Origin of the sequence: Streptomyces vilmorinianum, from assembly GCF_005517195.1 — a bacterium.
Lineage (GTDB): Bacteria > Actinomycetota > Actinomycetes > Streptomycetales > Streptomycetaceae > Streptomyces > Streptomyces vilmorinianum.
The window spans coordinates 6,926,427-6,943,804 of the sequence record NZ_CP040244.1; the positions used below are offsets into that span (position 1 = coordinate 6,926,427).

Here is a 17,378-nt window from a genome sequence, read left to right on the forward strand (position 1 = left end):
CGTCAGACCGGCCGCCGCACCTCGAACTGGAAGCAGCCGTACTCGACGGCCCTGACGTGCACGAGAGCGACGCGCGGGTCGGCGAAGGCCTCCCCGAAGGCCTTGTCGAAGCCCGCGGTCGCCTCCTGCGGAATCTCCAGGAGCCGCCCGCCGACGATCCTCCCCTCGGCGTCGTACCGGCGAAGGACACGGAGGGCGCCGGGCCGGTCGAAGGGGTACGCCTCCGTGCGACCGGCCGCGGGCCCGCCGCACTCCTCGGCATGGATGAAGACCGGCCCCTGCTCGTCGTACGCCCCGGGCCCGGCCCCGGTCTCGGCCGCCCAGCGCCGCAGCGGCGCGTACGAGACGAGCGCGATCCGCTCCCCCGGCTCGACACCCCGGAGACAGCAGCGCAACGGGTCCCCCGCCTCGGCGGCGGTGAAGGGCACGCAGGGCCGCCCGGCGTCGTCGACGACCCGAAGCCGGACGAGGGCAGCGGGCTCGATGGCCCGCACGGTGTAGGTGGTCATGCGCCCAGGCTCACGCGGGAGGCCACTGAGCGCTGGCGGTCTTCGGACACGGAGGTGTCCGGGGGCGTGGAGAAAGGACCCCCGTCGGCGGTCTAGTCGACCGAGCCCGAGCCCGAGCCGCCGCTCCGGTCCAGGGACCGGCTCTTGCGGCGCTCCCGGCGCAGCAGTTCGCCCAGCACCAGGGTCGCGGTGGCCACCGCCCGCACCCACCGTGGGCCGCCCCGCGCCGCCCAGACGACGCAGACGCATCCTCCGACGACGAGCACGAGGACGCCGGACAGGACGAGTACGGCCATGTTGATCCCCCTCTTGTGATCTCTTGTGATCTCTTGCGATGACGGTCACCGCGATCCTCTCAGCCGTAAGCGCGTTGCGGTCGGCCGGGGGCGCGGGCAAGGCCGGCGGGCCGGCATGGCGATCTTCGTGCACCTGACACCGGAGACGACGGCCGCCGAGGCCGTGCGCACGGTGCGCGCGCTCCGGGATCCGCGGGGTACGACAGGTCAACGGGTGGCGCTACTTCCCCGACGCCCATGGGACGACGCCCTGTCTCTGCGCCGGGTGTCAGGTCCGCGGGGAGTACGGATCACAGCGGCTGCGGGCACGCGGACCCCGCCCCGAAGTCGGCTTCCTGCTCCGCGAGTTGGCCGGGGATCCCGATCCCGACGTACGGGAAGCGCGGTGACGGACGCGCGTCCGGTGAGCGAACAGTCCTGACCGGTTTCCGCTCTTGACGGTAAGTCAAACTCTCGTTGAACATTCACCACGCACACCAGGCACCGCACAGCGCAGCACTCGCACAGCTCCAACGCCTCGCGGCTCCCACGCCACGGGGCGTCTCGCACGTTCCGTCCCATCCCCAGTTCGGAATTCGGAGCCCCCACATGAATCTCTCCGTGCCCAGACGCGCCGCCGCGCTCTCCCTGACGGCCGCGCTCACCCTCGCCGGGTTCACCGGCGCGTCCGCGAACGCGACGCCCGCCGCCACCCTGGCCGCGCCCGACATCCCGGTCGCCAACGTCAAGCAGCACCTCGCCGACCTCCAGTCGATCGCCAACGCCAACGGCGGCAACCGCGCCCACGGCCGCACCGGCTACAAGGCGTCCATCGACTTCGTGAAGGCCAAGCTGGACGCGGCCGGATACACCACCACCATCCAGCAGTTCACGTACAACGGCACCACCGGCTACAACCTGATAGCCGACTGGCCCGGCGGCGACCCCAACCAGGTCCTCATGGCCGGCGCGCACCTCGACTCCGTCTCCTCCGGCGCCGGGATCAACGACAACGGCTCCGGGTCCGCCGCGATCCTCGAGACCGCGCTCGCCGTCTCCCGGGCCGGGCTCCAGCCCACGAAGCATCTGCGCTTCGGCTGGTGGGGCGCCGAGGAGCTCGGGCTCGTCGGGTCGAAGTACTACGTCAACAACCTGCCGACCACCGAGCGTTCGAAGATCAGCGGCTATCTGAACTTCGACATGATCGGCTCGCCCAACCCCGGCTACTTCGTCTACGACGACGACCCGGCGATCGAGCAGACCTTCAAGGACTACTTCGCCGGCCTCGGCGTGCCCACCGAGATCGAGACCGAGGGCGACGGCCGCTCCGACCACGCCTCGTTCAAGAACGTCGGCATACCCGTCGGCGGGCTCTTCACCGGCGCCAGCCGGGTCAAGACCAGCGCGCAGGTCCAGAAGTGGGGCGGTACGGCCACGGCCTTCGACCGCTGCTACCACTCCTCCTGCGACACCACCGCGAACATCAACGACACCGCCCTGGACCGCAACAGCGACGCCGTCGCCCACGCGATCTGGACCCTGTCGGCGGGCACGACGACCCCGCCGCCGGGGCCCGTCTTCGAGAACACGGCCGACGTGTCCATCCCGGACAACGGCGCCGCGGTGACCTCCACGGTCAACGTCACCGGTGTCACCGGCAACGCGCCCGCCACGCTCAAGGTCGGCGTGGACATCATCCACACCTGGCGCGGTGACCTGGTCGTCGACCTCGTGGCCCCCGACGGCTCGGTCTACAACCTCAAGCCGTTCTCGTCCTCCGACTCGGCCGACAACGTCCAGACCACCTACACGGTCAACGCCTCCAGCGAGGTCGCCAACGGCGCCTGGAAGCTGCGGGTCCAGGACAAGGCCGCGTACGACACCGGCTACATCAACAGCTTCAAGCTGACGTTCTAGTACGAGCCAGTACGAGCCAGTACGAGCCAGTACGAGAAAAGCGCCCGGGTGGGTCGGTGACACTCAGCCCCGACCCACCCGGGGTCCCACTCACTTACCGGCGTTCGCCGCGTCCACCAGCGCGTCCTTGGTGACCGCGCCGACGTAGACCTTGCCGTCGTCCGTCATCAGCGCGTTGACGAGCTTCGTCTTGAAGACGGTGCCCGAGCCGAACTTCCCGGTCACCCTGTCGCCGAGCGCGTCCAGGAAGCCCTGGGCCTCCTTCGGCGCCTCGTCCGTCTTCGGCGCCGGGGCGCCGGTGTCGAGCTTCGCGATCGTCGTCCAGCCCTCGCCGATGACGTTCACGCCCTCGCCCTTGGCGCCGGTGAGCTCCGCGAGGCCGCCGAACTCCTTCGCGAAGTCCTCGGGGGCCTTCTCGTGCTCCGGAGCGCCCTCCGTCACCTTCGCGCCCTTCGGCGCCTTGAAGTCGAACGTCGAGGCCGCCGGCTTGCCGAAGTCGACCTTCGTGAAGCCCGCGTCGACGACCGGCTTGCCGCCCTCGACCGAGGCGAGCGTGAACTTCAGCGGGGTGCCGTTCTGGGCGTCCACCGCGACCTTCACCGACTCGACCGTCGAGCCGCTCTGCTTCGGCTTGATCACCAGCTGGTACGCGTCCCGGCCGGCCACCTTCGCCGTCCCGCCCACCGTGATCGACGTCGTGCCGTCCGCGGCCTTCAGGATCTCGTCCGCGAGCTCCTTCGGGGTGGTCGGGAGCTCCTTCTCCGGCGCCTCGCCCGCGCGGCCCGCGCCCTTCTCGTGGAACGCCTCGTTCGACTTGCTGTCGTACGCCCAGACGTCGTCGCCGTTGTGGATCAGGCTGTACTCGTCCGCGCCGTCCAGGATCGTCAGCTTCTGCCTGTCCGGGCCGTCCGCGGCCACGCGCAGCGTGTGCGTCCCCGAGACCAGCTGCGTCAGCTTCTCCTGCGGGTCCGCGGACGCCGAGCCGCCGGCCGCCCCGCCGAGCAGCCCCGCGAAGGACGGCAGCCCCAGGTCCGTGCTGATCTTCATCGTGCCGGAGAGCGTCTGGGTGTCGGACGCGGCGATCTTCTCGATGAGCTGCTGCGCCGTGATCTCCGGCAGGTCGGGGTCACCCGACGCCGCCAGCGCCGGTACGAGCCCGATGGTCGCCGCTGCCACCCCGGCCACCGCGACCGGGACGACGTAGCGGCTCGTCTTACGGGTGTCTGCCATGGTCTGCTCTACCTCCGTGGTCGATGACTCCATCTGACCAAAGCGGCGGTACGGAATCGTCAGACTCCGGGCTCAACCTCACGTACTGCTACGGGATGACAGCCCCCTAGGGAGACCTACCCCGCCCGGCCTACCGGCCCCCGGCTACCCGGCCCGGTGGACCACCGCGTCGCACAGCTCCTCCAGGGCCGCCTTCGCGTATCCCTCGGGCAGCGGCGCGAGCATCGCGCGCGCCTCCTCCGCGTACCGCACGGTGTCCCGCCGGGCCTGCTCCAGGGACGGGTGGACCCGCAGCCGCCGCAGGGCCTCCGCGAGGCGCGCGTCGTCGCCGAGGTCGCCGTCGATCAGCTCGACCAGCTCCAGGTCCTCCGGGCGCCCGTGCGCGGCCGCCTGGGCCCGCAGGTGGAGGACCGGGAGCGTCGGGATGCCCTCGCGCAGGTCGGTGCCCGGGGTCTTGCCGGACTCGTGGGAGTCGGAGGCGATGTCGAGGACGTCGTCGGCGAGCTGGAAGGCGACGCCGAGCCGCTCGCCGTACTGGGTGAGGATGTCGACGACGCCCTCGTCCGCGCCGGACATCATGGCGCCGAAGCGGCAGGAGACGGCGACGAGCGAGCCCGTCTTGCCGCCCAGGACGTCGAGGTAGTGCTCGACCGGGTCGCGGTCGCCCTGCGGGCCGGCCGTCTCCAGGATCTGGCCGGTGACCAGGCGTTCGAACGCCTCCGACTGGATGCGTACGGCCTCGGGTCCGAGGTCCGCGAGCGTGTGCGAGGCGCGGGCGAAGAGGAAGTCACCCGTCAGGACGGCGATCGAGTTGCCCCATCGGGTGTTCGCGCTCTCGACACCGCGCCGTACGTCGGCCTCGTCCATGACGTCGTCGTGGTACAGCGTGGCCAGATGGGTGAGCTCGACGACGACGGCCGAGGGCACGACACCCGGCGCGTAGGGGTCGCCGAACTGGGCGGCGAGCATCACGAGCAGCGGCCTGAAGCGCTTGCCGCCGGCCAGGACGAGGTGCTGCGCGGCCTCCGTGATGAACGGGACCTCGCTCTTGGTGGCGTCGAGGAGCCCTGCCTCCACGGCCGCCAATCCGGTCTGGACATCGGCCTCAAGAGCCTGGTCCCGCACGCTAAGACCGAACGGCCCGACGACGGTCACGAGGGGGTCTCCTGTCTGCTGACGCCTGCTGACGATCACACGGATTGTCGATGTGTCGCTCGATTCACTCAAGTCAGCGTATCCGGTCGCGTTTCGATCACCGTGGGCGCCTTCCCGCCACCCCCGGTATGTTCGTGATCAGCTCATACGACCAGGAGTGGGTGGTTTGCCCCGAACAGTGATCGACCCCGACACGAACGGCGAGCGGCCACCGCCTCAGGTCGATCATGCTCTCTTCGGCCGACCGAGGGAGGTCCGTCATGCGCATCCGCACCGAGTTCCCGTACGAGACGTCCCACGAAGATGTCCGGATCCCGCTGCCGGACGGCACCAGGCTGTACGCGCGCGTGTGGCGGCCGCTCACCGACGAGCCCGTCCCCGCCCTCCTGGAGTACCTCCCGTACCGCCTCACCGACTGGACCGCGCCCCGCGACCGGCAGCGCCACCCCTGGTACGCCGGGCACGGCTACGCCTCCGTCCGTGTCGACGTGCGCGGGCACGGCAACAGTGAGGGGCTGCCCGGCGACCCGTACGACCCGGTCGAGCTGGCCGACGGTGTGGCGGTGGTGCACTGGCTCGCCGAGCAGCCCTGGTGCAGCGGGCGGGTGGGCATGTTCGGGATCTCCTGGGGCGGCACCGACGCGCTCCGGATCGCCGCGCTCGCCCCCGAGCCGCTGAAGGCCGTCGTCACGGTCTGCTCGACCGATGACCGCTACGACAACGAAGGCCACTACATGGGCGGCTCCGTCCTCGCCGTGGACATGCACGCCTGGTCGGCCACGATGCTCGCCTTCGTGTGCCGGCCGCCGGACCCGCGGTACGTGGGCGACGAGTGGCGGTCCATGTGGCTGCGGCGCCTGGAGGGGGTGGAGCCGCTCGTCCACACCTGGCTCGCCCACCAGACCCGGGACGCGTACTGGAAGCACGGCAGCGTCCGCGAGGACTACGGCGCGATCCGGGCCGCCGTGCTCGCGGTCGGCGGCTGGCACGACCCGTACCGCGACACCGTGCTGCGGCTCGTCGAGCACCTCCCCCAGGACCGGGTCCGCGGGATCATCGGCCCCTGGTCGCACCACTACCCGGACCGCGACCTGCCGCCGGGCCCGGCGATCGGCTTCCTCCAGGAGACCCTGCGCTGGTGGGACCACCACCTCAAGGGCGCCGACAACGACGTCATGGCCGAGCCGCTGCTGCGCTCCTGGATCAGCGCGTCGCACCCGCCGGCGACGGTGTACGAGGAGCTGCCGGGCCGCTGGGTCGCCGACCCCGCCTGGCCGTCCCCGAACATCACCCCGGTGACGTACGCCTTCCAGGGCGACCCGGTCGTGGTCGACTCCCCCCAGCAGACCGGCCTGGACGCGGGGCGCTTCCTCCCCCTCGGCAAGGACGCCGACCTGCCGCCCGACCAGCGCGACGAGGACGCCCACTCGGCCTGCTTCGACTTCGCGGTCCCGGAGGACGGCGCGCCGATCGAGATCCTGGGCCGGCCCCGCGTGAGCCTCTCCCTGCGGCCCGGCGCCCCCACGGGCCAGGTGATCGCCCGCCTCTGCGACATCGCCCCTGACGGCGCCTCGACCCTCGTCACGCGCGGGGCGCTGAACCTCTCCGCCCGCTACGGGCACGACCGGGCGGTGGAGGCCGTGGTCGGCGAGAGCGAGGCGTACGTGTTCGAACTGAACGGCATCGGCCACACCTTCCCGCCCGGCCACCGCGTCCGCCTCGCGGTCTCCTCCGCGTACTGGCCCTGGATCTGGCCCCAGCCCGACGCGGCGGGCTTCACCCTCGACCCGTCCTCCTCGAACCTGACCCTGCCGGTGCGCCGCCACACCCACGACGCGGTCGAGTGGCAGCAGCCGGAACACTCCGAGCCGCTGCTCGTGAGCATCCCGGCGACCCTGGAGGAGCCCCGCCCGGAACGGCTCGTGGTGCGTGACGTGGCCAAGGGCGAGTGGCGCCTGGAGGTCGATCCCCGGTACGGCGGCACGCGGGTCCATCCGGACGGCCTGGAATTCACCGAGGACGCCCTGGAGACGTACACGGTCCACGAATCCGACCCACTGTCCGCCCGCACCCGCTCGGACTGGTCGATCCGGCTGCACCGGCCGGAGTCGGCGTGGGACGTGACGGTCGAGTCGCATTCGGAGATCTCGTGCGAGGCGGATGTATTCGTCACGTCGAACGAGGTGGTGTGCAAGGAGGGCGGGGAAGTCGTCTTCCACCGGACATGGGAACAACGAATTCCGCGTACGGCGGGGTGAACTCCTCTCGTACGAAAGGGAAAAGCCCCGCTTCCCGAAAAGGGAGGCGGGGCCTTTCATCGCTGTCAGGCGTCGGCGCCGGCCTTACGGCGACGGACGACGAACATCGCCCCGGCACCGAGAACGACGGCCGCGCCACCCGCGAGGGCGATCTGCGGAACGGCGCTGTTCGAACCGGTCTTGGCGAGCGAGCCGGTGGTGCCACCGGTCACGGGGGTGGTGGAGGTGCCACCCTGCTGGGTGGTGTTGTTGTTGCCCTTCTGGCCCGTGGCGTCGTCGACCTTGCCCGGGTCGGTGCCCTTGGCGAGGATCTCGAACTCGTAGTACTCCAGGTCCGGAGTACCACCGCAGGACTCGTCGTCGTTCCAGTAGTCACCGGCGACGAAGGTGGCTCCCTGGCCGGCCGGGGTGTCCGCGTCGAGCGTCAGCCGCAGCTTGACGTCGACGGAGGACTTGGCGTTCAGCGAGCCGATCTCCAGGCTCTCGGCCCCGGTGAGCTCCGTCCACTCCGAGTTGACGGGCGCCCACTCGAGGGTGAGGAACTTGTCGAGCTCCTTGAGGCCCTTCTCGTCGAAGGCGTGGACGGCGGCGTACGGGTACACCTCGTCCATCTTCTTGTCGGTGCCGTTCGTCACGCGCAGCGTGAAGTTGACGGTCGTACCGGCGACGACCTTCTCCGGCAGCCCCTTGACGACGGTGGTGAAGTCCGGCTCGGGGACGCAGTCCTCGACCGGCTCCTCACCCTCCTCGGCCTCCTCGGCCTCGGCGAGCGCCTTCTCCGCCGCCTTGAGCGCCTTGAGGGCCTCTTCCTTGGTCTTCTGCGCGGTGCCGAGCTTGGTGAAAGCGGCGACATTGGCGTCCTCGAGGGCCTTCTGGGCCTCGGTCACCTTGGCGTCGGCTGCGGTCTTGGCCGCGGCAGCGGTCTCGGCGACAGCCTTGGCGTCGGTGACAGCCTTCTCCGCCTCGGCCTTCTGCTCCTCCGTGGCGTCGGCGGGCAGGGCGGCCAGGGCGGTCTCGGCCTCGGCGACCTTGGCGTCGGCGGCGGCCTTGTCCTCGGCGGCCTTCCCGGAGAGCTCCTTGGCCTCGCTGACGGCGATCTGGAGCGCGTTCTCGGGGTCCTGCAGCGCCGCGACCGCCTTCTGGGCGTCGGCCTCGGCGATGACGGCGATGTCGTAGGCCTTCTGGGCGGCGGCGACCGCGAGCTTCAGCTGCTCGATCGTCGGCTGCTGCTCCTGCGTCTGCGACGTGGACGGGTTGGTCTCCGCGAATGCCGGGGCAGCGGAAAGGAGCACAACCGGCGTGGTCACGGCAGCGGCCACGGCAGTCGCGAGAATGCGGCGAATCTTCAAGGTGGACCTTTTTCCCGGTCGGTGAAGACGACTGAAAATGATGTGGGGATCGCGCCTACGGGGACCTCACGCGGCGCGATGCAGCCCGATCGTATGACCCGGATAAGACCCTGGAAAAGGGGGAATTGAACGCGCTCAGACGCACAGCCCCCGCACAGCACGCATAAAGCGCGCGAACATGGACAGTTGTGCACGGAGGCCCCACTTTTTGTGTGACCCATGTCATCCGCGCCCAGCGGCCCGCCCCGTAACGTGTCCCCACACACCCGTGGAAAGCGAGGCAAGCACCGATGCCCGAGCAGTCCCCGCTCGACCTGGCCGAGGGCGATCCCTTCGGCCCGCACAACCTTCCGTACGGCGTCTTCTCCACCGCCGACGAGCCCGGCCGGCGGAGGGTCGGCGTCCGCATCGGCGGGCATGTGCTCGACGCCGGGGCCGCGGCGCACGCGCTCGGTTCGCCCTACGCCGCGCTGCTCGCGCAGCCCAGCCTGAACCCGTTGCTCGCCGCCGGGCGCACCGCCTGGCGCGATGTGCGCCGCGCGCTGACCGCCTGGGTGACCGTGCCCGCGCACCGGTCGGACATCGAGCCGCTGCTGCACCCACTGGACTCCGTGACCCTGCATCTGCCGTACGAAGTCGCGGACTACGTCGACTTCTACGCGAGCGAGCACCACGCCACCAACGTGGGCCGGATGTTCCGCCCCGACGGCGACCCGCTCACCCCCAACTGGAAGCATCTGCCGATCGGTTACCACGGTCGCGCGGGCACGGTCGTGGTCTCCGGCACCGATGTCGTACGCCCCGCGGGGCAGCGCAAGGCACCCACCGACCCGGCGCCGGTCTTCGGGCCCTCGGTGAAGCTGGACATCGAGGCGGAGGTCGGCTTCGTCGTCGGCACCCCCTCCACCCTCGGCACGCCGGTTCCGCTCGACGACTTCCGCGAGCACGTCTTCGGTCTGACGCTGCTCAACGACTGGTCGGCGCGGGACATCCAGGCCTGGGAGTACGTGCCGCTCGGCCCGTTCCTCGGCAAGTCGTTCACGACGTCCGTGTCCGCCTGGGTGACCCCCCTGGAGGCCCTGGACGCGGCCCGCACGGCGCCGCCGGCCCGGGACTTCGATCTGCTGCCGTACCTGGACGACTCCGGCGACGAGGAGCCCGGCGGCTTCGATCTGCGGATCACCGTCGAGATCAACGGCGAGGTGGTCTCCGAGCCCCCGTTCGCCACGATGTACTGGACGGCCGCCCAGCAGCTCGCCCACATGACGGTCAACGGGGCGTCGCTGCGGACCGGCGACCTGTACGGCTCCGGGACGGTCTCGGGCCCCGAGGTGCACCAGCGCGGCTCGCTGCTCGAACTGACCTGGAACGGCCGCGATCCGCTCGAACTGCCCGCCGGGAAGCGGACGTTCCTGGAGGACGGGGACGAGGTCACGCTCACCGCGTGGGCGCCCGGCCCGGACGGCACGCAGGTCGCGCTCGGCGAGGTGAAGGGCCGGATCGTCCCCGCTACCTAATCCTTGTATCAAGCATTTGACACAAGTCCCCCGGGGGCGTCATCTTGTACTCACCAGTTGATACAAGTGGGCCGCACGCCACCCCGGGGGACTTCCTTGCTCGACACCACCACACCCGCCACATCCGCTGACCGGTACGCCCGCTGGGCGGGCCTCGTCGCCGGAGCCGGGGCCGCCACATACGTCGCCGGGACGGACTCGCTCGGGATCGGCCTGCTGTTCGCCCTGCCCGCCTTCGGCCTGTGCGCCGTCGCCGGCGTCCTGCTCGGCGACGCGCTCACCCCACGCCCGACCGGCACGGTCCGGGCCGCCGGGCTCACCCCGCGCCGGATGCGCGACCTGGCACCGCGCCGGCTGACCGCGCTCCTGCTGGCCCAGGGCGGGTTCCTCGCCGTCCTGCTGGCCGTGGCGGCGGCGCTGGCCTCGCCGGACGACATGGGCCGGGCCGGACGGAGCCTGGTGGCGTCCTGCCACGGCATGACCGAAGCGGCCGGCCCGTGGCCGGGCCTCTTCTACGGTCTGCCGGCCGCCGTCGCCGTGACCGTCGCCACCGTCGTCTGCGCCGGTTCCCTGCGCCGTGTCACCCACCGCCCCGGCGACCCGGAGCGACGCCTCGAACGAGCCTCCGCGATCGTCGCCGCCTGGGGGATCCTGGTCGCCGGGACGCTCGCGGGCACCGCCGTCCGGGCGGGCGCCACGCTGCGCGGCCTGAGTTGTGACGGCGCGATCGGCACCGCGGCGGTCTGGGTGCTCCTCCCGGTGGCCCTGCTCGCCCTGTGCACCACGCTCTGGTGCCTGTACACCGTGCTCTCGCCCCGCGCGGACCGCCGATGAGCGGTCCCGTCGTCCGCGTGAACACCGCGGGCCCGGTCCCCCCGTACGAGCAGATCCGCGCCCAGCTCGCGGCCCTGATCCACTCCGGGCGCCTGGCGGAGGACGAACGGCTGCCGACCGTACGACAGCTCGCCTCCGACCTGGGCCTCGCCACCGGCACGGTGGCCCGCGCCTACCGGGAGCTGGAGGCCGCGTCCCTGGTCCGGACCCGCCGGGGCGGCGGCACCCGCGTCCACCGGGCGCCGGAAGCCGCGACCGGACCCGATCCGGCCCGACTGGCCGCGCTCGCCGACGAGTTCACGGCGGCGGCGCGCACGCTGGGCGCGGACGAGACCGCGGTCCTGACCGCCGTACGGGAGGCATGGGGCCGCGCCGGCGGCGAGGACTGAGCGGTACGTCCCAATGGGCCACCCCGCGTGCGGTGCTCCGGCCGGGCGGCCCATGCTGCTCACAGTGGGAACTGGGGAGAGCCCGCTCGCATCCGGCGCCCCGAGGGGCGCGCAGCCCGCTCAAGGAGCAACGCAGATGCCCGTACGATCCCGTCCCCGTCCGGTCATGGCTGCCGTCGGCCTCGCCGCCCTCGCCTCCATAACCCTGGCGGCACCCGCCACGGCCACGCAGACGAAGGGCCAGGGCCTCTCAGGCGATCTGGAGAAGGCGTACTCCGCCACGGTGAAGTACAAGTCCGAGCAGGCGGCCCTGGACGACGGCTACCTCAGGACCGACGAGTGCGTGGAGCACGAGACGCTCGGCGGCATGGGCTACCACTACGTCAATCCGGCCAACCTCGGCTCGACCGACCCGGAGAAGCCCGCCGCCCTGCTGTACGCGGACGACAAGAAGGGCGGGCGGGAGCTGGTCGCGGTCGAGTACGTGGTCCCCAACGAGGGCCGGCCCACGCCGCTGATCTTCGGCCGTGAGTTCGACGGACCGGCCGTGATCCCCCCGGTGGGCGACGTCTTCACGCTCCACGCCTGGATCCACAAGAAGAACCCGAAGGGCGTGTTCACCCCGTACAACCCGAAGGTGCAGTGCTGCCCACCCGAGGAGGCGGCGTCGTAGACACACGACAGGGCCCGGCCTCCGCTCTGCGCGGAGACCGGGCCCTGAACGGCCTCGCGGCCTGTGGCTACCGTACGAAGACGCTCGCCTGGCCGGCCAGATCCAGGAAGTACTGCGGCGCGAGGCCGAGCACCAGCGTCACGGCCACGCCGGCCGTGATCGTGACCGCCGTGAAGGCCGAGGGCACGGCGACCGTGGGGCCGTCCGCCTTCGGCTCGCTGAAGAACATCAGCACGATCACCCGGATGTAGAAGAACGCGGCGATCGCCGACGAGACGACACCGACGACGACCAGCGCGCCCGCGCCGCCCTCCGCCGCCGCTTTGAAGACCGCGAACTTCCCGGAGAAGCCGGAGGTCAGCGGGATGCCTGCGAAGGCGAGCAGGAACACCGCGAAGACCGCCGCCACGAGCGGTGAACGGCGGCCCAGGCCCGCCCACTTGGACAGGTGGGTCGCCTCGCCGCCCGCGTCCCGGACCAGCGTGACGACCGCGAACGCGCCGATCGTCACGAAGGAGTACGCGGCCAGGTAGAAGAGGACGGACGAGATGCCGCTGGGCGTGGCGGCGATGACACCGGCGAGCAGGAAGCCGGCGTGCGCGATCGAGGAGTACGCGAGGAGCCGCTTGATGTCGGTCTGGGTGATCGCGACGATCGCGCCGCCCAGCATGGTGACGACGGCGACGCCCCACATGACCGGCCGCCAGTCCCAGGTGAGGCCCGGCAGCACCACGTACAGCAGGCGCAGCAGCGCACCGAACGCGGCGACCTTCGTCGCGGCCGCCATGAAGCCGGTGACGGGGGTCGGCGCGCCCTGGTAGACGTCCGGGGTCCACATGTGGAACGGGACGGCGCCGACCTTGAAGAGCAGGCCCATGAGGACCAGGGCGAAGCCGATGAGCAGCAGGACGTCGTTGCCCATGGTCTGGGCGAGCGCCGGGTCGACGGCGGTGACCGAGCCGTCGACCACGTTCGCGATGGTGGCGTACGAGACGGAGCCCGCGTAGCCGTAGAGCAGGGCGATCCCGAAGAGCAGGAACGCCGAGGAGAAGGCGCCGAGCAGGAAGTACTTGACCGCCGCCTCCTGCGACATCAGCCGCTTGCGGCGGGCGACCGCGCACAGAAGGTAGAGCGGGAGGGAGAAGACCTCCAGGGCGATGAAGAGCGTCAGCAGGTCGTTGGCGGCCGGGAAGACCAGCATGCCGGCGACCGCGAACAGCATCAGCGGGAAGACCTCGGTGGTGGTGAACCCGGCCTTGACCGCGGCCCTCTCCTGCTCGCTGCCGGGGACGGCGGCGGCCTCGGCGGCGAAGGAGTCGACCTTGTGGCCGTGGTCGGCCGGGTCGAGCCTGCGCTCGGCGAAGGTGAAGATCGCGACGACCGAGGCCAGCAGAATGGTGCCCTGCAGGAAGAGCGCCGGGCCGTCGACGGCGATGGCGCCCATGGCCGCGATGTGGGCCTTGGTGGAGCCGTAGCCGCCGGCGGCGAGGCCGACGACGGCGGCGAACGCGGCGACGAGCGCCAGGACGCTGAGGAACACCTGGGTGTGGTAGCGGCCCCTGCGCGGCACGAAGGCCTCGGCGAGGATGCCGAGGACGGCCGCGCCGACCACGATGAGTACGGGCGAGAGCTGGACGTACTCGATGTGCGGTGCCGGGATCTTGCTGACCGGCTCGGCAGCCGTCGTCCACAGGCTGTGGACAGCCGTCGCACTCACTTGGCCTCCACGGTTTGGAGAGGAACGGTGGGCTGGGGGTCACTCTGCTGGACGTCGGACATGGTGTGACCGACGGCCGGGTTGACGATGTCCGTCAGCGGCTTCGGGAAGACGCCGAGGAAGATCAGCAGGGCGATCAGCGGTGCGACCACGACGAGTTCGCGCACCCGCAGGTCCGGCATCGTGCGCACCTTCTCCGTCACCGGGCCCGTCATCGTCCGCTGGTAGAGGACCAGGGTGTAGAGCGCGGCGAGGACGATGCCGGTGGTGGCGATGATGCCGGCCACCGGGTAGCGGGCGAACGTGCCGACCAGCACCAGGAATTCGCTGACGAAGGGCGCGAGGCCCGGCAGCGAGAGGGTGGCCAGACCGCCGATCAGGAAGGTGCCGGCGAGCACCGGGGCGACCTTCTGCACACCGCCGTAGTCGGCGATGAGCCGCGAGCCGCGCCGGGAGATCAGGAAGCCGGCCACCAGCATCAGGGCGGCCGTCGAGATCCCGTGGTTGACCATGTAGAGCGTGGCACCGCTCTGGCCCTGGCTGGTCATCGCGAAGATGCCCATGATGATGAAGCCGAAGTGCGAGATCGAGGCGTACGCGACCAGGCGCTTGATGTCCCGCTGGCCGACCGCGAGCAGCGCCCCGTAGACGATGCTGACCAGCGCGAGCGCGATGATCACCGGGGTCGCCCACTTCGAGGCCTCCGGGAAGAGCCCGAGGCAGAAGCGGAGCATCGCGAACGTGCCGACCTTGTCGACCACCGCCGTGATGAGCACGGCGACCGGGGCGGTCGCCTCCCCCATCGCGTTCGGCAGCCAGGTGTGCAGCGGCCACAGCGGCGCCTTCACCGCGAAGGCGAAGAAGAAGCCGAGGAAGAGCAGCCGCTCGGTGGTGGTCGCCATCTCCAGCGAGCCGTCCGCCCGCGCCGCGGCGATCTCCGTGAGCGAGAAGTTCCCCGCGACCACGTAGAGGCCGATGACGGCGGCCAGCATGATCAGTCCGCCGACCAGGTTGTAGAGCAGGAACTTGACCGCCGCGTACGACCGCTGGGCCGCCGCGTTCTCGTCCGAGCCGGCGTGCGCCCGGTCGCCGAAGCCGCCGATGAGGAAGTACATCGGGATGAGCATGGCTTCGAACATGATGTAGAAGAGGAAGACGTCGGTGGCCTCGAAGGAGAGGATCACCATCGCCTCGACCATCAGGATCAGGGCGAAGAAGCCCTGGGTGGGCCGCCAGCGCGAGCCCGCGGCGGAGCCGCTGATGGATGCGGCGTCTTCCAGCGGGTCGGCGTCGTGCCAGCCGGCCAGGACGATGAAGGGGATCAGCAGCGCGGTGAGCGCGATGAGCGCCACCCCGATGCCGTCCACGCCCAGTTCGTAGCGGACCCCGAAGTCCTTGATCCAGGCGTGGGATTCGGTGAGCTGGTAGCGGTCGCCGCCGGGCTCGAAGCGGACCATGACGACCGCGGCGAGCACCAGTGTGACCAGCGAGACGAGCAGCGCCAGCCACTTGGCCGCGGTGCGGCGGGCGGCGGGGACGGCGGCGGTCAGGATCGCACCGACCGCCGGCACCGCTGCAGTCACCGTAAGGAGCGGGAAGGACATGACGGTTACACCGCCCTCATCAGCAGGGTCGCGGCGATCAGCACCGCCGTACCTCCGAACATGGAGACCGCATACGTGCGGGCGTAGCCGTTCTGCAGCTTGCGCAGCCGGCCGGACAGGCCGCCCATGGAGGCCGCGGTGCCGTTGACCACCCCGTCGACCAGGCTGTGGTCGACGTAGACGAGCGAGCGGGTGAGGTGCGTGCCGCCCGTGACGAAGACGGCGTGGTTGAAGTCGTCCTGGAGCAGGTCGCGGCGGGCGGCCCGGGTGAGCAGCGAGCCGCGCGGGGCGGTGACCGGGACGGGCCTGCGCCCGTACTGGAGGTAGGCGACCGCGACACCGAGCACCATGACCGCGACGGTGGCGGTGGTGATGGCTCCGGCGCTGATCGGCGGGTGCCCGTGGTCGAAGGAGGTGACCGGCTCCAGCCACGTCACGAACCGGTCGCCGATCGCGAAGAAGCCACCGGCGAAGACGGATCCGAAGGCGAGCAGGATCATCGGGATCGTCATCGACCGCGGCGACTCGTGCGGGTGCGGCATGTCGCCGGGACGCGCCTCGACGCCGGGCTCGATGCCGGGCGCCTTGTCCGGGTCGGGGGCGGGCTGCCAGCGCTTCTCACCGAAGAACGTCATGACCATCACGCGGGTCATGTAGTACGCGGTGAGGGCCGCGCCCAGCAGGGCGCACGCGCCGAGGATCCAGCCCTCGGTGCCGCCCTTGGCGAAGGCCGCCTCGATGATCTTGTCCTTGGAGAAGAAGCCGGACAGGCCTGGGAAGCCGATGATCGCGAGATAGCCGAGGCCGAACGTCACGAAGGTGATCGGCATGTACTTCCGCAGGCCGCCGTACTTCCTCATGTCGACCTCGTCGTTCATGCCGTGCATGACCGAACCGGCGCCGAGGAAGAGCCCGGCCTTGAAGAAGCCGTGCGTCACCAGGTGCATGATCGCGAAGGCGTAGCCGATGGGGCCGAGGCCCGCGGCCAGGATCATGTAGCCGATCTGCGACATCGTCGAGCCGGCCAGGGCCTTCTTGATGTCGTCCTTCGCGCAACCGACGATCGCACCGAAGAGGAGCGTGACCGCGCCGACCACGGTGACCGCGAGCTGCGCGTCCGGGGCGCCGTTGAAGATGGCGGCGGACCGGACGATCAGATAGACGCCGGCGGTGACCATCGTGGCCGCGTGGATGAGGGCCGAGACCGGGGTCGGGCCCTCCATCGCGTCCCCGAGCCAGGACTGCAGCGGCACCTGGGCCGACTTGCCGCAGGCGGCGAGGAGCAGCATCAGCCCGATCGCCGTCAGCGTGCCCTCGGACGTCTTGCCGGCGGACTCCAGGACCGGCCCGAAGGTGAAGGTCCCGAAGGTGGTGAACATGATCATGATGGCGATCGACAGGCCCATGTCGCCGACCCGGTTGACCAGGAAGGCCTTCTTCGCGGCGGTCGCCGCGGTGGGCTTGTGCTGCCAGAAGCCGATCAGGAGGTACGAGGCGAGGCCGACGCCCTCCCAGCCGAAGTACAGCAGCAGGTAGTTGTCGGCGAGGACGAGGAGCAGCATCGCCGCGAGGAACAGGTTCAGATAGCCGAAGAAGCGGCGCTTGCGCTCGTCGTGCTCCATGTACCCGATCGAGTACAGGTGGATCAGCGAGCCCACGCCGGTGATCAGCAGCACGAACGTCATCGACAGCTGGTCGAGCTGGAAGGCGACGTCCGCCCGGAAGTCTCCGACGGCGATCCAGCTGAACAGCCGCTGGTACAGGGTCCGGTCGTCGGCGGCCTTGCCGAGCATGTCGGCGAAGAGGACCACGCCGATGACGAAGGAGGAGGCCGCGAGCAGGGTGCCGAGCAGGGGCCCGGCCTTGTCGAGACGTCGTCCGCCGCACAGCAGGACGGCCGCTCCCAGCAGAGGCGCCGCGATCAGCAGCGCAATCAGGTTCTCCACAATTC

General features: G+C 70.7%; 14 protein-coding genes. 6 read left to right on the plus strand and 8 right to left on the minus strand.

Annotation, left to right across the window (positions count from 1 at the left end; genetic code table 11):
• Positions 1 to 2: 2 nt before the first annotated feature.
• Positions 3 to 509: a DUF1203 domain-containing protein gene (locus FDM97_RS32195; RefSeq protein WP_137994015.1), complete on the minus strand. Its 507-nt coding sequence runs from the start codon at positions 507 to 509 to the stop codon at positions 3 to 5.
• A 92-nt stretch (positions 510 to 601) separates the two neighbouring features.
• Complete coding sequence (locus FDM97_RS32200) at positions 602 to 805, minus strand: hypothetical protein (RefSeq protein WP_137994016.1); 204 nt, start codon at positions 803 to 805, stop codon at positions 602 to 604.
• Between the two features lie 588 nt (positions 806 to 1,393).
• On the opposite strand from FDM97_RS32200, the gene FDM97_RS32210 reads away from it, so the two are divergent.
• Positions 1,394 to 2,701, plus strand: coding sequence for a M28 family peptidase (locus FDM97_RS32210; protein WP_137994017.1), 1,308 nt, complete (start codon positions 1,394 to 1,396; stop codon positions 2,699 to 2,701).
• A gap of 90 nt (positions 2,702 to 2,791) precedes the next feature.
• On the opposite strand, the gene FDM97_RS32215 is transcribed toward FDM97_RS32210, so the two are convergent.
• Positions 2,792 to 3,931, minus strand: a complete 1,140-nt coding sequence (locus FDM97_RS32215; protein ID WP_175439309.1) for a LolA family protein — start codon at positions 3,929 to 3,931, stop codon at positions 2,792 to 2,794.
• A gap of 144 nt (positions 3,932 to 4,075) precedes the next feature.
• Positions 4,076 to 5,086 carry a polyprenyl synthetase family protein gene (locus tag FDM97_RS32220; protein WP_137994019.1) on the minus strand — a complete coding sequence of 337 codons (1,011 nt, stop codon included), beginning with the start codon at positions 5,084 to 5,086 and terminating at the stop codon, positions 4,076 to 4,078.
• A 260-nt stretch (positions 5,087 to 5,346) separates the two neighbouring features.
• Between FDM97_RS32220 and FDM97_RS32230 the strand changes: the two genes are divergently transcribed.
• Positions 5,347 to 7,344: a CocE/NonD family hydrolase gene (locus tag FDM97_RS32230; RefSeq protein ID WP_137994020.1), complete on the plus strand. Its 1,998-nt coding sequence runs from the start codon at positions 5,347 to 5,349 to the stop codon at positions 7,342 to 7,344.
• Between the two features lie 65 nt (positions 7,345 to 7,409).
• On the opposite strand, the gene FDM97_RS32235 is transcribed toward FDM97_RS32230, so the two are convergent.
• Positions 7,410 to 8,651, minus strand: coding sequence for an LPXTG cell wall anchor domain-containing protein (locus FDM97_RS32235; RefSeq protein WP_175439310.1), 1,242 nt, complete (start codon positions 8,649 to 8,651; stop codon positions 7,410 to 7,412).
• A 332-nt stretch (positions 8,652 to 8,983) separates the two neighbouring features.
• On the opposite strand from FDM97_RS32235, the gene fahA reads away from it, so the two are divergent.
• From fahA to FDM97_RS32255, 4 genes are all read left to right on the plus strand, one after another.
• Positions 8,984 to 10,210 (plus strand): fumarylacetoacetase, encoded by a 1,227-nt coding sequence (gene fahA, locus FDM97_RS32240; protein WP_137994022.1) that lies wholly within the window; start codon positions 8,984 to 8,986, stop codon positions 10,208 to 10,210.
• A 96-nt stretch (positions 10,211 to 10,306) separates the two neighbouring features.
• On the plus strand, positions 10,307 to 11,044 hold the full coding sequence (locus tag FDM97_RS32245) for a hypothetical protein (protein WP_254705825.1): 738 nt from the start codon (positions 10,307 to 10,309) through the stop codon (positions 11,042 to 11,044).
• The gene (locus FDM97_RS32250; protein ID WP_137994024.1) at positions 11,041 to 11,433 is read left to right on the plus strand and encodes a GntR family transcriptional regulator; all 393 of its coding nucleotides are present in this window, start codon (positions 11,041 to 11,043) and stop codon (positions 11,431 to 11,433) included. Before FDM97_RS32245 ends, FDM97_RS32250 begins: the two co-directional genes overlap by 4 nt.
• A 136-nt stretch (positions 11,434 to 11,569) precedes the next feature.
• Complete coding sequence (locus FDM97_RS32255) at positions 11,570 to 12,106, plus strand: hypothetical protein (RefSeq protein WP_137994025.1); 537 nt, start codon at positions 11,570 to 11,572, stop codon at positions 12,104 to 12,106.
• A 67-nt stretch (positions 12,107 to 12,173) separates the two neighbouring features.
• On the opposite strand, the gene nuoN is transcribed toward FDM97_RS32255, so the two are convergent.
• From nuoN to nuoL, 3 genes are read right to left on the minus strand one after another with little or no spacing between them, the layout of a single operon-like run.
• Positions 12,174 to 13,823, minus strand: coding sequence for an NADH-quinone oxidoreductase subunit NuoN (gene nuoN, locus FDM97_RS32260; protein WP_137994026.1), 1,650 nt, complete (start codon positions 13,821 to 13,823; stop codon positions 12,174 to 12,176).
• Positions 13,820 to 15,427, minus strand: coding sequence for an NADH-quinone oxidoreductase subunit M (locus FDM97_RS32265; RefSeq protein WP_137994027.1), 1,608 nt, complete (start codon positions 15,425 to 15,427; stop codon positions 13,820 to 13,822). The genes nuoN and FDM97_RS32265 overlap by 4 nt, the downstream gene beginning before the upstream one ends.
• Before the next feature lie 5 nt (positions 15,428 to 15,432).
• Positions 15,433 to 17,373: an NADH-quinone oxidoreductase subunit L gene (gene nuoL, locus FDM97_RS32270; RefSeq protein ID WP_137994028.1), complete on the minus strand. Its 1,941-nt coding sequence runs from the start codon at positions 17,371 to 17,373 to the stop codon at positions 15,433 to 15,435.
• Positions 17,374 to 17,378: the final 5 nt, after the last annotated feature.

Bases quoted from the DNA above. Each gene is read 5' to 3' on its own strand.
- FDM97_RS32195 (WP_137994015.1), bottom strand. From the start codon at position 509: ATGACCACCTACACCGTGCGGGCCATCGAGCCCGCTGCCCTCGTCCGG.
- FDM97_RS32200 (WP_137994016.1), bottom strand. From the start codon at position 805: ATGGCCGTACTCGTCCTGTCCGGCGTCCTCGTGCTCGTCGTCGGAGGA.
- FDM97_RS32210 (WP_137994017.1), top strand. From the start codon at position 1,394: ATGAATCTCTCCGTGCCCAGACGCGCCGCCGCGCTCTCCCTGACGGCC.
- FDM97_RS32215 (WP_175439309.1), bottom strand. From the start codon at position 3,931: ATGGCAGACACCCGTAAGACGAGCCGCTACGTCGTCCCGGTCGCGGTG.
- FDM97_RS32230 (WP_137994020.1), top strand. From the start codon at position 5,347: ATGCGCATCCGCACCGAGTTCCCGTACGAGACGTCCCACGAAGATGTC.
- fahA (WP_137994022.1), top strand. From the start codon at position 8,984: ATGCCCGAGCAGTCCCCGCTCGACCTGGCCGAGGGCGATCCCTTCGGC.
- FDM97_RS32250 (WP_137994024.1), top strand. From the start codon at position 11,041: ATGAGCGGTCCCGTCGTCCGCGTGAACACCGCGGGCCCGGTCCCCCCG.
- FDM97_RS32255 (WP_137994025.1), top strand. From the start codon at position 11,570: ATGCCCGTACGATCCCGTCCCCGTCCGGTCATGGCTGCCGTCGGCCTC.
- FDM97_RS32265 (WP_137994027.1), bottom strand. From the start codon at position 15,427: ATGTCCTTCCCGCTCCTTACGGTGACTGCAGCGGTGCCGGCGGTCGGT.